Here is a 13396-nt window from a genome sequence, read left to right as displayed (position 1 = left end):
CAGCGGCGGTGACGTGCGAATGGTCATCGGGTCCTCCGTGCCGGGAGATGGGAGATCATCCGGTGGCCGTAGAACCAGCCGCCGATGAGCAGGAAGAACAACAGCACCGTCATGGTGGCCGCGCCGCCGCCCACCTGACTGACCAGCACGATGTCCAAGGGCGCGGCCAGCTTTCGCCCGCATTCCGCGGTCACCTCGTGCTGACCGATCTCGGTGCCGCCGGTGGTGAGGGTGGCCTGGAACCCGCCGTCCGCGCCGGCGGTGGTGTCGGCCGCGGTGGCGCCGCCGATCGAAAGCCGCACGGCCGCTCCGGGATCACAGCCGCTGCCACTGGCCTGCACCGGCGCGCCGGGCGGCACGGCGGGCGGCTCGAGCTGCAACCCGGAACCCTTCGGGGCCACCGGCGTGGTGGTCGGCTGAGTCGTCTCGGTCGTGGGCGGCGGGGTCGTGGTCGTGGGCGGCGGAGGCGGCGCGGCGGTCGTCACCGACGTGATGGGCGGCGGCCTGACACCGGTATCGGTGTTGCACACACCGTTCGGGGGCTTGACCGAACCGTCCGGACAAGTCGGTTTCGGCGATGGACAGTCCCCGTTCGCAGGCTTCACGGATCCGTCCGCACAAGTCACCGGCGGCTTGGTCGTAGGGCAGTCTCCTCGGGCGGGCTTGGTCGAACCGTCGGGACACTTCGTCGGACACTCACCACCAGCGGGCTTGGTCGAACCGTCGGGGCACTTCGTCGGACATTCACCGCCCGTGGGTTTGGTCGAACCGTCCGGACACTTCGTCGGACACTCACCACCAGCGGGTTTGGTCGAACCGTCCGGACACTTCGTCGGACACTCACCACCAGCCGGTTTCGCAGAACCATCCGGGCATTTCGTCGGGCAGACACCGCTGGATGGCTGAACCGAACCGTCCCAGCAGTACTTCGGTTTCGTCGGGCAGTCGCCGTAGGCGGGTTTGAGTGTGCCGTCGTCGCAGTACACGGGCTTGTTGCAGTCGGTGGTCCAGCCGCAGCCCTGGTGGTCGCAGGAGTTGCCGCACGATTTCCTGCTGTCGGCTGAAATCGTGGTGGTGGGTGGGACTTTCGCCGGTGCGCCGCCCTGGGGTGCGGGTTGCGGAACGGTGGTGGTGGTGATCGGCGCGGGGGCGCTGATTCCCGGGTTGGCCCAACCGATTCCGGCCGGGAGCACGAGCGCGAGCAGCGCTGCGAGCAATAGGACAAGGTGTAAGGTCCGGGGTGAAACTCTCACCGCGCGGGCCAGTTTCGCGTGCCGGTCCCCACCAGCACGCCGAATGGTATTCACTCGAACATTCATCGGCGTGACCTCGCTTGTTCGATGGTAAGGCCAACCGCGCCCCCGCCGCCCTGTCTATCGCCGTGGTGATCGCGAGCGTTCACACTCGGGACCGACCGGTCCGCTGGGTCCGGGCGCCGCGCCCTACGATGGCGAAGACCGACTGGGACGCTCCATCGCGCCGAGAGGACAATCGCCACCATGCATCGAGCCGCGCCCGAGAGCGACATCGACGAGTCCGCGCTGCAGGTCACCGCCCCCAAGACGGAGGCGGCCGGCGTCAAGGCGGTCACGGTCGCGCTGGAGCGCGCGGTCGAGGAGATGGGTGTGGTGCGCACGATGCGCACGCTGGCCCGGGTGAATCAGCGGCACGGCTTCGACTGTCCGGGTTGCGCCTGGCCGGAACCGGCCGGTCGGCGGCGACCGGCCGAGTTCTGCGAGAACGGCGCCAAGGCCGTCGCCGAGGAAGCGACCCTGCGCACCGTCACCCCCGAATTCTTCGCCCAGCACTCCCTCGACGACCTCGCGAACAAGTCCGGCTACTGGCTGGGCCGGCAGGGCCGCCTGACCCACCCGATGGTGCTGCGCGAGGGCGACACCCACTACTCCCCCATCGCCTGGGACGACGCCTACCGCCTGATCGCGGACAGCCTGCGCGGCCTGGACTCCCCCGACGAGGCCGTCTTCTACACCTCGGGCCGCACCGCCAACGAGACGGCGTTCCTCTACCAGTTGCTGGTCCGCGCCTACGGCACCAACAACCTGCCCGACTGCTCCAACATGTGCCACGAGTCCTCGGGCACCGCACTGGTCAGCTCGATCGGCATCGGCAAGGGCTCGGTCACCATCGACGACTTCGCCAAGGCGGACCTGATCATCGTGGCCGGGCAGAACCCCGGCACCAACCACCCGCGCATGCTCTCGGCGCTGGCTGAGGCGAAGATGCACGGCGCGAAGGTGATCGCCGTCAACCCGCTACCCGAGACCGGGCTGATCAGTTTCAAGGACCCGCAGACCCTGAAGGGCTTCACCGGCGGCGTCAGCATCGCCGACGACTTCCTGCAGATCCGTCTCGGCGGCGATATGGCCCTGTTCCAGGGCTTGGCCAAGCTGTTGTTCGACGCCGAGGACCGCGCTCCGGGCACGGTGGTGGACCGCACCTTCGTCGACGCTCACACCGCGGGCTTCGCCGACTACGAAAAGCACATGCGCGCGGTCGATCTCGACACCGTCGTGGAGGCCACCGGGCTGAGCCGCGAGGACCTGGACCGCACCGCGAAACTCCTGGCCGAATCCACCTCGACCATCATCTGCTGGGCCATGGGACTGACCCAGCAGGTGCACGGCGTCGCCACCATCGAGGAGGCCACCAACCTGCTGTTGCTGCGCGGCATGATCGGCAAGCCCGGCGCGGGCGTGTGCCCGGTGCGCGGCCACTCCAATGTGCAGGGCGACCGCACCATGGGCATCTGGGAGAAGATGCCCGAACCGTTCCTGGCCGCCCTGGACCGCGAATTCGGCATCACCAGCCCGCGCACCCACGGCTTCGACACCGTGAACGCCATCCGCGCCATGCGGGACGGCCGCGGCAAGGTGTTCTTCGGCATGGGGGGCAATTTCGTCTCCGCCACCCCCGACACCGAGGTCACCGAGGCCGCGCTGCGCAATTGCGAACTCACCGTGCAGGTGTCGACCAAGCTCAACCGCAGCCACGTGGTGCACGGGCGCACCGCGCTCATCCTGCCCACCCTGGGCCGCACCGACGCCGACATCCAGGACGGTGTGCGCCAACAGGTTTCGGTCGAGGATTCGATGTCGATGGTGCACCTGTCGACGGGACGGCTGACCCCGGTCGGCGATCAGCTGCGCAGTGAGGTCGCCATCGTCTGCGAGCTCGCCGAGCAGCTGTTCGGCGCGAGCCACGCCATCGCGTGGGCCGAGTTCCGCCGCGACTACGACAAGATCCGCGACGCCATCGCCCGCGTGGTTCCCGGCTGCGCCGACTACAACGCGAAGGTCCGCGGCCGCAACGGTTTCCAGCTCCCGCACCCGCCCCGCGACGCCCGCGAATTCCGGACCGCCACCGGCAAGGCCAATTTCGCGGTCAACGACCTGCACTGGCTGCCGGTCCCCGAGGGCCGCCTGATCCTGCAGACCCTGCGCAGTCACGACCAGTACAACACCACCATCTACGGCCTGGACGACCGCTACCGCGGCATCCGCGACGGGCGCCGGGTGGTGCTGGTCAACCCGCAGGACATCACCGCGCTCGGCTTCGCCGAGGACGATCTGGTGGACGTCATCTCCGAGTTCGAGGACGGCACCGAACGCAGTGTGGCCGGGTTCCGGCTGGTCGGCTACCAGACCCCGCCCGGCAATGCCGCCGCCTACTATCCCGAGACCAATCCCCTCATCCCCCTCGATCACGTCGCGAAACGCTCCAACACGCCAGTCTCCAAGGCGGTCACCGTCCGCTTCCAACGCCACACCCACGTGATCGCATGAGCCGCGTCACCGCCCGCCGCCGCACCCTGCGCATCTCCCCGAACGGCACCATCACCCGGCCCGACACCCTGGCCGTGGAGGAGCCGCTGGAGATCCGCACGGGCGGGCAGTCGCTGACCGTCACCATGCGTACGCCGGGCGCGGACATCGATCTGGTGCACGGTTTCCTCTACGCCGAGGGCATCATCGACACGGCCGAGGACATCGTCAGCGCCCGCTACTGCGCCGGCACCGACGAGAATGGGCAGAACACCTACAACGTGCTCGACTTGCAATTGCGGACGCCGGTCCCGGTGCGCCCCAGGCCGTTTCTGACCAGCAGCTCGTGTGGGCTGTGCGGCAAGACAGCCCTCGACGAGGTGCGGACCCGCATCCGCCATCCGATCCCCGCCGGGTCACCGCGCATCGATGTGCACACCCTGGCCAAGCTGCCCACCGAACTCCGTTCCCGCCAGCAGGTTTTCGACGCCACCGGCGGCTTGCACGGTGCGGGCCTGTTCACCGCGGACGGCGAGGCGGTGGCCGTGCGCGAGGACATCGGTCGGCACAATGCGGTGGACAAGCTGGTCGGCTGGGCGTTGCGCGAGAACCGGCTGCCCGCACAGGATCTCATTCTCATGGTGAGTGGTCGCGCCTCGTTCGAGCTGGTGCAGAAGGCCGTCATGGCGGGCATTCCACTGCTGGGCGCGGTCTCGGCGCCCAGTTCCCTGGCCGTGGATCTGGCCGCCGACGCCGGGCTGACGCTGGTGGGATTCCTGCGCGGCGAAACGATGAACGTGTACACCGGCGAGGACCGCATCGCACTGTGATCTCGCGGGTGTTCCACAGGGTGAGGCAGCGGGGTTCTTTCACCGGCTCCGGCTGCTAGTCTCCGCAGTAGAACACGTTTCAATTCTGATGGGAGAACCCCTATGGCAGCGCAGCCCCGGGATGTCGTGGAGCAGTACGTGAAGCTGGTCGCCACCGGCCCGACCTCGGCGATCGTCGACCTGTACGCCGCGGACGCGGTGATCGAGGACCCGATCGGTTCGCCCGAACGGCGCGGCCACGAGGCCATCGGGGAGCTCTACAAGGCCCTCGAGGGCCTCGAGCGCGAGACCGAACTGCACACCGTCAAGGTGGCCGGCAACCACGTCGCCGCCCACTTCACCCTGGTCTCCGTGACCAACGGGCACAAGATGACCCTCGCGCCCATCGACGTGATGGAGCTGAACGACGAGGGCAAGATCATCAAGATGCGCGCCTACTGGGGTCCGGACGACCTGAAGATGGAGCAGATCTAACCACGGGCTTGCCCCCCACCCTCGCCCGAATTACGGTGACAACACAGTGATTCGGCGAAGGTGGGAGGGCCTGTGCGGATCTCGTTGCGCGGTACCGGTGACGGTGTGCGGGTCAGTATGCGGCTGGAGATCAACCGCCGCCGCTGGATCGCCCTGTTCATCATGCTGGGGGTGCTCGCCGCGACCGGCGTCGTGACCGGCCTGTGGGCGGTTTTCGCGCCGGAGTCGTTCTACGACAGTTACCCCGGGTTCGGGCTGCGCTGGGTGCGCGTCGACGGCCCCTACAACCACCATCTGGTCGCCGATGTCGGGGCCTTCTTCCTGGCGCTGGGCGCGATCTCCGCGGCCGCGCTCTACTACCGCGACAGCGTCATCGCCCGGATCGCCGGGCTGGCCTGGCTGGTCTTCGGCGTGCCGCACTTCCTCTATCACGCCTTCCACCGCCCGGAGGCGCTCAGCGGCTTCAGCTACGCCCTGTCGCTGGTCGCGGCCCTGCTGCTCCCGGCGCTCGGCCTGGCAATTCTGCTGGTCGCCCCGCGTGAGCGTTTCCCGGTCCCTGAGCCGGCACCCTTCACTTTCAAGTTCCCCGGTCGCGGAAACACTTCCCAGCGATGATTTCCGTCCGGTCGCGCCGTCGTAACAGGTGACCTGATCGCACCGATTTTCGGAGTAGCGGAGTAAAGGTTCAACGGCGAACCACGGAGGATCAACGGCGATCCTCGCAACGGGCGCAGTCGGCTACACCGACCGTCACCGACTCCACGGCTATCCGACGGTGTCGTCTCACACCTACGGACAGCCAGCAGGAGAACATCATGGAACTGTCGGTCACCCAGTTCGTCACCATCGACGGCGTCTACCAGGCGCCGGGTGGACCGGAGGAAGATCCGAGCGGGGGGTTCGCGCACGGCGGCTGGTCGGCGCCCTTCGACGACGACGCCTTCGGCGAATTCATGGTCTCGGTCTTCGACCGCGTGGACGCCTTTCTACTGGGCCGCCGCACCTACGAGATCTTCGCGAGCTACTGGCCCGAGCACAACGAGCCCGGCAACCCGATCGCGAACAAGCTCAACGACCTCCCCAAGTACGTGCCGACCAGCACGCTCGAGACCGCCGACTGGTCCGGAACCGAACTCCTGCACGGCGACCTGACCAAGGAGGTCGCCGAACTGAAGGCCCGTCCCGGACGTGAACTGCAAGTCCACGGCAGCGGCGAACTGATCGGTTCCCTCCTGGCCGCCAACCTGGTCGACACCCTCAATATCCTGGCCTTCCCGGTCCTGCTCGGCACCGGCAAGCGCCTGTTCCCGGAGAACTCGCACCCGGCCGCCTTCACCCTGGCCGAAACCCGGGTCACCACGAAGGGCGTACTCATCGCGACCTACCGCAAGAACGGCGCGCCGACCTACGGCGACTTCGGCTCGGACCAATAGGTAGCGACAAAAAAAACCGGCTCCGCGAGAAAGATTCTCGCGGAGCCGGTTTCGTTCGTGGAGAGTCGCCTACGCCGACTTCTCGCGGCGCTCCGGGGCCGGACGCTTGCGGGGAACGATCGTCGGCAGCACGTTGTCGTTCACCGTGTCCGCGTTGACGACCACCTTGGCCACGTCATCCCGGCTGGGGATGTCGTACATGACCGGGAGGAGCACTTCCTCCATGATCGCGCGCAGACCGCGAGCGCCGGTGCCGCGCAGGATCGCCTGATCCGCAACGGCTTCCAGGGCGTCCTGGGTGAATTCCAGGTCCACGCCGTCCATTTCGAACAGGCGCACGTACTGCTTCACCAGGGCGTTCTTCGGCTCGGCCAGAATCCGGACGAGGGATTCCTTGTCCAGGTTGGTGACCGAGGCGACGACGGGGAGGCGGCCGATGAACTCGGGGATCAGACCGAACTTGATCAGATCCTCGGGCATGACCTCCGCGAAGTGGTCGGCGGTGTCGATCTCGGCCTTGGACCGGACCTCCGCGCCGAAACCGATGCCGCGCTTGCCGACCCGGTCCTGCACGATGCGCTCCAGGCCGGCGAACGCGCCCGCCACGATGAACAGCACATTCGTGGTGTCGATCTGGATGAATTCCTGGTGCGGGTGCTTGCGGCCGCCCTGCGGGGGCACCGATGCCTGCGTGCCCTCGAGGATCTTCAGCAGCGCCTGCTGCACGCCCTCACCCGACACGTCGCGGGTGATGGACGGGTTCTCCGACTTGCGGGCGATCTTGTCGACCTCGTCGATGTAGATGATGCCCGTCTCGGCGCGCTTCACGTCGTAGTCCGCGGCCTGGATCAGCTTGAGCAGGATGTTCTCGACATCCTCACCGACGTAGCCGGCCTCGGTCAGCGCGGTGGCGTCCGCGATGGCGAACGGCACGTTCAGCATCTTCGCCAGCGTCTGCGCCAGGTAGGTCTTGCCGCAGCCCGTGGGGCCGAGCATGAGGATGTTCGACTTGGCCAACTCGACCGGTTCGCCCCGGGAGTCACGGCCCTTGTCGCCCGCCTGGATCCGCTTGTAGTGGTTGTAGACCGCCACCGCCAGCGTCCGCTTCGCGGAGTCCTGCCCGATCACGTACTGCTCCAGGAAATCCCGGATTTCCGCGGGCTTGGGCAACTCGTCGAGCTTGACCTCGCTGGATTCGGCGAGCTCTTCCTCGATGATCTCGTTGCACAGGTCGATGCACTCGTCGCAGATGTACACCCCCGGTCCCGCAATGAGCTTCTTGACCTGCTTCTGGCTCTTTCCGCAGAACGAGCACTTCAACAGATCGCCGCCATCACCGATGCGCGCCATCTCCTGGGTCCCTACTTCCTTGTCCGCGTGCAACCATCTGTCCCCGGTTGCCGGCGAGCTGCCTTCTTCGAGCGTATGCCGCGACCCCTGAATTTGCGGATCCGGCGATTCGGCTGTGAATCCACGATGCCTGTTCGAAAAGCAGAGCCGACAACCACGAGCAAAGGTCCCTAGAGTGACCGTACCCGTTTCGCGCGACCGAGGTCGACAACTTGGGCACGTTTCTCACCGGACATGTGCGTGGACTCACCTCTGCCCGGGTGGCGGGGACGTTCGCGACACGCCGCTACCCCGCCACCCGCCCAGCTCATTTCTGTGCGCTGAGCTTGCGGTACTCGAACACCGTGTCGACGATGCCGTAGTCCTTCGCCTCGTCGGCGGTGAGGATCTTGTCGCGGTCGGTGTCCTTGCGGATGACGTCCGCGTCCTTGCCGGTGTGGCGCGCCAGCGTGACCTCCATGAGGCGACGCATGCGCTCGATCTCGGCGGCCTGGATCTCCAGGTCGGAGACCTGACCCTGAATACCGCCCGAGGTGGACGGCTGGTGAATCAGGATGCGGGCGTTCGGCAGCGCGGCGCGCTTGCCGGGGGCGCCGGCCGCGAGGATGACCGCGGCGGCCGAGGCGGCCTGACCCAGGCAGACGGTGGCGACGTCGGCGCGCACGTACTGCATGGTGTCGTAGATGGCCATCAGCGCGGTGAACGAGCCACCGGGCGAGTTGATGTACATGGTGATGTCGCGGTCCGGGTCCTGGGACTCGAGCACCAGCAGCTGCGCCATGATGTCGTTGGCGGAAACATCGTCGACCTGGTTGCCCAGGAAGATGATTCGCTCTTCGAACAGCTTGTTGTACGGGTCGGAGGTCTTGACGCCGAAGCTGGTCTGCTCGGTGAACTGCGGCAGGATGTAGCGCGACTGCGGCAGGTTACCGGCGGCGGCGAAGGTGACGCCCGCGGCCCGCGGATCGATCATGTTGGACATAAACATCTCTCCAGAGTCTGTGTGGGTGGGCGGCGGAACTACTTGCTGCCGTTCGCCTGGCTCGCGTGCGTGATCACGTGGTCGATGAAGCCGTAGTCCTTGGCCTCGGCGGCGGTGAACCAGCGGTCGCGGTCTGCGTCGGCGGTCACCTGCTCGATGGACTTGCCGGTGTGCAGCGACTGCAGCTCGTTGAGCTCGCGCTTGGTGTAGGCGAACTGCTCGGCCTGGATCGCGATGTCGGCGGCGGAACCACCGAGACCGGCGGACGGCTGGTGCATCATGATCCGCGCGTGCGGCAGCGCGTAGCGCTTGCCCTTGGCGCCGGCGGCGAGCAGGAACTGGCCCATGGAGGCGGCCAGGCCCATGCCGTAGGTGGCGATGTCGCACTCGGCGAACTGCATGGTGTCGTAGATGGCCATGCCCGCGGTCACCGAACCACCGGGAGAGTTGATGTAGAGCGAGATGTCCTTGGTCGGGTCCTCGGCCGACAACAGGAGGATCTGCGCGCAGAGCTTGTTGGCGATGTCATCGTCGACCTGGGTGCCCAGGAAGATGATGCGCTCGCGCAGCAGGCGCTCGTACACCGAATCACTGAGGTTCAGACCAGCAGTCGCGGATGTCATCTGCACCCCTGCCTGATTGATTGTCACGGATACCTGCCCTCTCTCAACGGCTCGGTTGAACAAGCCCCTACTGATCACTTGGACATCCCAGCACTTAGGAAATCCCAGCGCTGACACAAACCCTAACGAAGCAGGGCGGTACCGAACTCCCGGTACCGCCCTGCTTCGCTCACAGCGCAAACTTACGTCAACACTTCGAGTTCCCGTGTATGGGGGCTCGCACGGGTGTCACCGGGCCAACCCCCTACGCGGGGTATGTAGTTCTTTTACTTTGTCTCGGCCTCGGCGGCCTCGGTCGCGTCGGCGACGGTGGCGAGCTCCTCGGCGGAGACCTCCTCGGCCTCCTCCGCGGGGTTGCCGAACATCTCAGCGGTGTCCACGGCGTTGCCGGCGGTGTCGGTGACGGCGGCCTGGACCACGACACCGGCGAGGGCCTTGCCGCGACGCACGTCGGCGAAGACCGCGCCCAGCTGACCGGCCTGCTGGATCTGCTGGATGAACTGATCGGGCGACATGCCGTAGCGCTGCGCCTGGAAGATGATCCGCTCGTACAGCTCGTCCTGGCCGACCTGGGTGTTCTCGGCCTCGGCGACCGCGTCCAGCAGCAGCTGGGTCTTGACCGACTTCTCGGCGGCTTCCTTGGTGTCCTTCTTGAACTCCTCCAGCGAGGAGCCCTGGGCCTCGAGGGCCTCGGACAGCTTGGCCTCGTCGTGGTCGAAGCCGTGGACGGCGTCGTGCTCGACGGCGTCGATCTCGGCCTTGACGACGCCCTCGGGCAGCGGGATCTCGACGGTCTCGAGCAGCTGCTCGAGCACCTTGTCGCGGATCTCGCCGGCCTGGGTGACCTTCTTGACGCGCTCGACGCGGGTCTTGAGGTCTTCCTTCAGCTCGTCGATGGTGTCGAATTCGCTGGCCAGCTGGGCGAACTCGTCGTCGGCCTCGGGCAGCTCGCGCTCCTTGACCGACTGCACGGTCACGGTGATGACGGCTTCCTTGCCGGCGTGCTCGCCGGCGACCAGCTTGGAGGTGAAGTCCTTGGACTCGCTCTCCTTGAGGCCGATCAGGGTCTCGTCCAGGCCCTCGATGAGCTGGCCGGAGCCGACCTCGTGGGACAGGCCGGTGGTGGAGGCCTCCTCGACGGCCTCGCCGTCGACGGTGGCGGACAGGTCGATGGAGACGAAGTCGCCGTTCTCGATGGCCCGCTCGACCGCGGTCAGGGTGCCGAAGCGCTGACGCAGCGACTGCAGCTGCTCGTCGATGTCGGCGTCGGTGATCTCGATCGGGTCGACGGTGACGGCGAGGGTCGAGAAGTCCGGCAGGGTGATCTCCGGGCGGATGTCGACCTCGGCGGTGAAGGCCAGCTCCTGGCCGTCCTCGATCTTGGTGATCTCGATCTCCGGCTGACCGATGACCTTCACCTCGGTCTCGATCACGGCTTCGCTGTAGCGCTTGGGCAGCACGTCGTTGACGACCTGCTCCAGCACGGCGCCACGGCCGACGCGGGCCTCGAGAAGCTTGGCCGGCGCCTTGCCCGGACGGAAGCCCGGGATACGGATCTGCTGCGCGAGAGCCTTGTAGGCGCGGTCGAAGTCCGGCTTGAGCTCCTCGAAGGGCACCTCGACATTGATGCGGACCCGAGTCGGGCTCAGCTGCTCGACGGTGCTCTTCACGGACATGCTCCTTGTTCGTTGTTCATGGTTGACGTCTAGGTTCCCCCCGAACGCATCCCGACCAGGTTAGTTGACGGCCCCTCGGGCCGTGTAACCGGTCGTCGCGCTGGGGGTACCCGAATACTGCACAGGGCGCCGGGGCGGCCGGTCGATCGACCGGTCGCCCTGGTACTGGGGGTTTAGCTCAGCTACCGACCTTGACGGCGTCGGTCACGAAGACCAGCGTCTCGCCCGGCTTCATGCCGCTCGGCGGGTGGTCGCCGTAGCCGAGGGCGGGCGGGATGATCAGCAGGCGGCGGCTGCCCTCCTGGATGCCGACCAGGCCCTGGTCCCAGCCCTTGATGACCTGGCCCGCGCCCAGCGTGAGGGGCAGCGGTTTGCCGCGGTCGAAGGAGCTGTCCAGCTTCTTCTGGTTGGACCAGGTGATCAGCGTGTAGTTGGTGCTCAGCTTGTCCCCGGCCTTGGCCTCGGGGCCGCTGCCCACGACCAGGTCCTTGGTGATGAGCTCCTTGGGCGGATCGCAGTCGGCGGGGAGCTTGATGGTCGGCGCGGTACCGAAGCCGCCGTCCACCGCGATGTCCTCGGCGGTGCACTCACGGCCCTTGCTCGCGGCCGTGGTGGCGGCCGCGGCGGTCGTACTCGTCGCGGCGGCGGTCGTCGTGGTCGACGACGCCTTGTTGTCGCTGCTGCCACCACAACCGGCCGCCAGCATCGTGGCGGCCGCGACCGCACCGATCACACCGACCTTGCCCACCAAGCGCATTCCCGCTCCTGTCCGTCCAGTCCGGTTGCCGCACAGATTGCGACGCCGCGCCGAACCTACACGGGTTCGGGCGATGGAGGCGGCCGGGGCGCGCCCGCAAGGGTTTCGGCGGCGTGCGGGGCGCGGTCAGCGGGCGGTGACGAGGACGGCGTACTGGGCCGCGGCCATGTGGTGGACGGCCGGTTCGGTGGGGCCGGACACCGAGGCCAGATAGCGACCGTCCAGTACCAGGCAGGTGTATTTGTTCGGTGCCGCGGCCTCGGAATCACGCAGGCACACGGCGTCCGGAACACCCTCGGGCGCGGACGCCACGGTTCGGGTGGCGGTCGGTTCCGCGAGCCGGTGCAGCGCCTGCCGTGCGGCGCCGGCGTCGGGAAAACGCAGCAGCCGTGCGGAATCCGTGACGGCCACCGCCTGGATCGGGAGGCCGGGCGCACCGGGACGGTTGATCAGCAGGTCGGCGACGACCGGGCCGTAGACGACTCCGGTGGCGCGCCGGGCGCCGCCCCAGCCCGCGATGAGGCCGTACTCGTCCTGGAACAGGGTGGGGTATGGCCAGCGTCCGGGCTGGGCGGGCAGCAGGCGCGACAGCATGCCGTCCGGATCGAGGGTCAGGGCCGGGAGCGCCTCGGGCTCGGTGGCCGTAAAAGAGTCCAGCCGAGGGAGTTCCGCGTCGAAGGCGCGAGTGGCGAGCGCTTTCATGGCGGCGCTGTCGGTTGTCGGATTGAAGATGTACAGGCTCACCACATAGGGGCCGTGGGCGAGCGTCACCGCCATGGTCGGGACATGAGGCCGCCAATGCCCGTGTGTCGCAAAGTATTCGGGGAACGGGACGGTGACATTGTCGCGGTTGACCGCGGCGTCGGAGGCGTCGATCTCGCGGGCGGTGTCGATGGCCGCCATCGGGTCGCGCATGCGCAGGACCGTGATGCGCAGTCCGGTGGCAGCACCCTCCTTCGGGCTGCCGCTCGGATCGTCGGTGCCACCGATGCTGAATCCGGCCAGCATGCCGTGCGCGGTGAGGGTGGGCCGGGTCGCCTCGGCGAGGATGCCGACCGCATCCGTCGGCGACGGCACCGGGATGGCCGAGAGCCGGGTGAGGGTGGGGTCGACGTCGCGGGGCGAGACGACGGCGTCGGCCATGCGCACCGATTCCAGTAGCCGCGCATAGGTTTCGCCGGTGCCCCGGGGCATGGCGAGCGGTCGACCGCTGTAGCCGCCCAGATCCAGTGCGCGCAGTTCCGGTGTCGCCGCGCGCGGGACGCCCGCGACGGCGCAGGCGCTGACCAGCACCGCGATGGACACCAGTGGGATTCGTCCGGCGTGACGCCGCCGGTTCATCGGATCGTCTCGGCGCATCCCGCCACCCCCGTAGCCGCTTGATTTCCGAGTGTGGGCGCACCAGCTACCCGCGGCAACCGGTTATCCGGACATCGCGACCGGTCCGTGACAATTCGCGCCTGCCACAACGGCTTCCGTAGACGGAAAA

Annotated in this window: 12 protein-coding genes; 5 read left to right on the top strand and 7 right to left on the bottom strand. The window is 67.5% G+C overall.

From position 1 onward, the window contains the following. Positions 1–23: 23 nt before the first annotated feature. Positions 24–485, bottom strand: coding sequence for a hypothetical protein (locus ACYVKL_RS33405; protein WP_357192997.1), 462 nt, complete (start codon positions 483–485; stop codon positions 24–26). A gap of 1014 nt (positions 486–1499) precedes the next feature. Between ACYVKL_RS33405 and ACYVKL_RS33400 the strand changes: the two genes are divergently transcribed. The 5 genes from ACYVKL_RS33400 to ACYVKL_RS33380 all read left to right on the top strand — a co-directional run bounded on the left by ACYVKL_RS33400 (position 1500) and on the right by ACYVKL_RS33380 (position 6519). After that, positions 1500–3803: an FdhF/YdeP family oxidoreductase gene (locus ACYVKL_RS33400; protein WP_379167150.1), complete on the top strand. Its 2304-nt coding sequence runs from the start codon at positions 1500–1502 to the stop codon at positions 3801–3803. After that, entirely contained in the window at positions 3800–4612 is an 813-nt protein-coding gene (fdhD, locus tag ACYVKL_RS33395; protein WP_379167153.1) for a formate dehydrogenase accessory sulfurtransferase FdhD, read from the top strand. Before ACYVKL_RS33400 ends, fdhD begins: the two co-directional genes overlap by 4 nt. Positions 4613–4714: 102 nt before the next feature. Then, positions 4715–5086, top strand: a complete 372-nt coding sequence (locus ACYVKL_RS33390) for a nuclear transport factor 2 family protein (protein WP_379167155.1) — start codon at positions 4715–4717, stop codon at positions 5084–5086. 72 nt (positions 5087–5158) lie between these two features. Next, positions 5159–5701, top strand: coding sequence for a hypothetical protein (locus tag ACYVKL_RS33385; RefSeq protein ID WP_379167156.1), 543 nt, complete (start codon positions 5159–5161; stop codon positions 5699–5701). 200 nt (positions 5702–5901) lie between these two features. Beyond that, entirely contained in the window at positions 5902–6519 is a 618-nt protein-coding gene (locus tag ACYVKL_RS33380; RefSeq protein WP_379167159.1) for a dihydrofolate reductase family protein, read from the top strand. A gap of 69 nt (positions 6520–6588) precedes the next feature. On the opposite strand, the gene clpX is transcribed toward ACYVKL_RS33380, so the two are convergent. The 6 genes from clpX to ACYVKL_RS33350 form a co-directional block, all read right to left on the bottom strand. Continuing rightward, positions 6589–7869: an ATP-dependent Clp protease ATP-binding subunit ClpX gene (gene clpX / locus ACYVKL_RS33375; RefSeq protein WP_379167916.1), complete on the bottom strand. Its 1281-nt coding sequence runs from the start codon at positions 7867–7869 to the stop codon at positions 6589–6591. Positions 7870–8176: 307 nt separating this feature from the next. Further along, the gene (locus tag ACYVKL_RS33370; protein ID WP_213557366.1) at positions 8177–8851 is read right to left on the bottom strand and encodes an ATP-dependent Clp protease proteolytic subunit; all 675 of its coding nucleotides are present in this window, start codon (positions 8849–8851) and stop codon (positions 8177–8179) included. A 38-nt stretch (positions 8852–8889) separates the two neighbouring features. Continuing rightward, positions 8890–9474: an ATP-dependent Clp protease proteolytic subunit gene (locus ACYVKL_RS33365; protein ID WP_379167161.1), complete on the bottom strand. Its 585-nt coding sequence runs from the start codon at positions 9472–9474 to the stop codon at positions 8890–8892. Positions 9475–9740: 266 nt separating this feature from the next. Next, positions 9741–11144 (bottom strand): trigger factor, encoded by a 1404-nt coding sequence (tig, locus tag ACYVKL_RS33360; RefSeq protein WP_379167163.1) that lies wholly within the window; start codon positions 11142–11144, stop codon positions 9741–9743. Between the two features lie 184 nt (positions 11145–11328). Then, a complete protein-coding gene (locus ACYVKL_RS33355) occupies positions 11329–11907 on the bottom strand; it encodes an FKBP-type peptidyl-prolyl cis-trans isomerase (protein ID WP_379167166.1) in 579 nt (192 codons plus the stop codon). 126 nt (positions 11908–12033) lie between these two features. Continuing rightward, the gene (locus ACYVKL_RS33350) at positions 12034–13266 is read right to left on the bottom strand and encodes a DUF7373 family lipoprotein (RefSeq protein WP_379167167.1); all 1233 of its coding nucleotides are present in this window, start codon (positions 13264–13266) and stop codon (positions 12034–12036) included. Positions 13267–13396 lie beyond the last annotated feature (130 nt).

It is taken from the genome of Nocardia tengchongensis (genome assembly GCF_054781395.1).
This window is presented reverse-complemented; position numbering and strand designations above follow the sequence as displayed.

What these genes read in the sequence shown, in the direction of transcription:
- ACYVKL_RS33370 (WP_213557366.1), bottom strand. Translation starts at nt 8,851, where the DNA reads ATGTCCAACATGATCGATCCGCGGGCCGCGGGCGTCACCTTCGCCGCC.
- fdhD (WP_379167153.1), top strand. Translation starts at nt 3,800, where the DNA reads ATGAGCCGCGTCACCGCCCGCCGCCGCACCCTGCGCATCTCCCCGAAC.
- ACYVKL_RS33355 (WP_379167166.1), bottom strand. Translation starts at nt 11,907, where the DNA reads ATGCGCTTGGTGGGCAAGGTCGGTGTGATCGGTGCGGTCGCGGCCGCC.
- ACYVKL_RS33390 (WP_379167155.1), top strand. Translation starts at nt 4,715, where the DNA reads ATGGCAGCGCAGCCCCGGGATGTCGTGGAGCAGTACGTGAAGCTGGTC.
- ACYVKL_RS33365 (WP_379167161.1), bottom strand. Translation starts at nt 9,474, where the DNA reads ATGACATCCGCGACTGCTGGTCTGAACCTCAGTGATTCGGTGTACGAG.
- clpX (WP_379167916.1), bottom strand. Translation starts at nt 7,869, where the DNA reads ATGGCGCGCATCGGTGATGGCGGCGATCTGTTGAAGTGCTCGTTCTGC.
- ACYVKL_RS33350 (WP_379167167.1), bottom strand. Translation starts at nt 13,266, where the DNA reads ATGCGCCGAGACGATCCGATGAACCGGCGGCGTCACGCCGGACGAATC.
- ACYVKL_RS33400 (WP_379167150.1), top strand. Translation starts at nt 1,500, where the DNA reads ATGCATCGAGCCGCGCCCGAGAGCGACATCGACGAGTCCGCGCTGCAG.
- ACYVKL_RS33380 (WP_379167159.1), top strand. Translation starts at nt 5,902, where the DNA reads ATGGAACTGTCGGTCACCCAGTTCGTCACCATCGACGGCGTCTACCAG.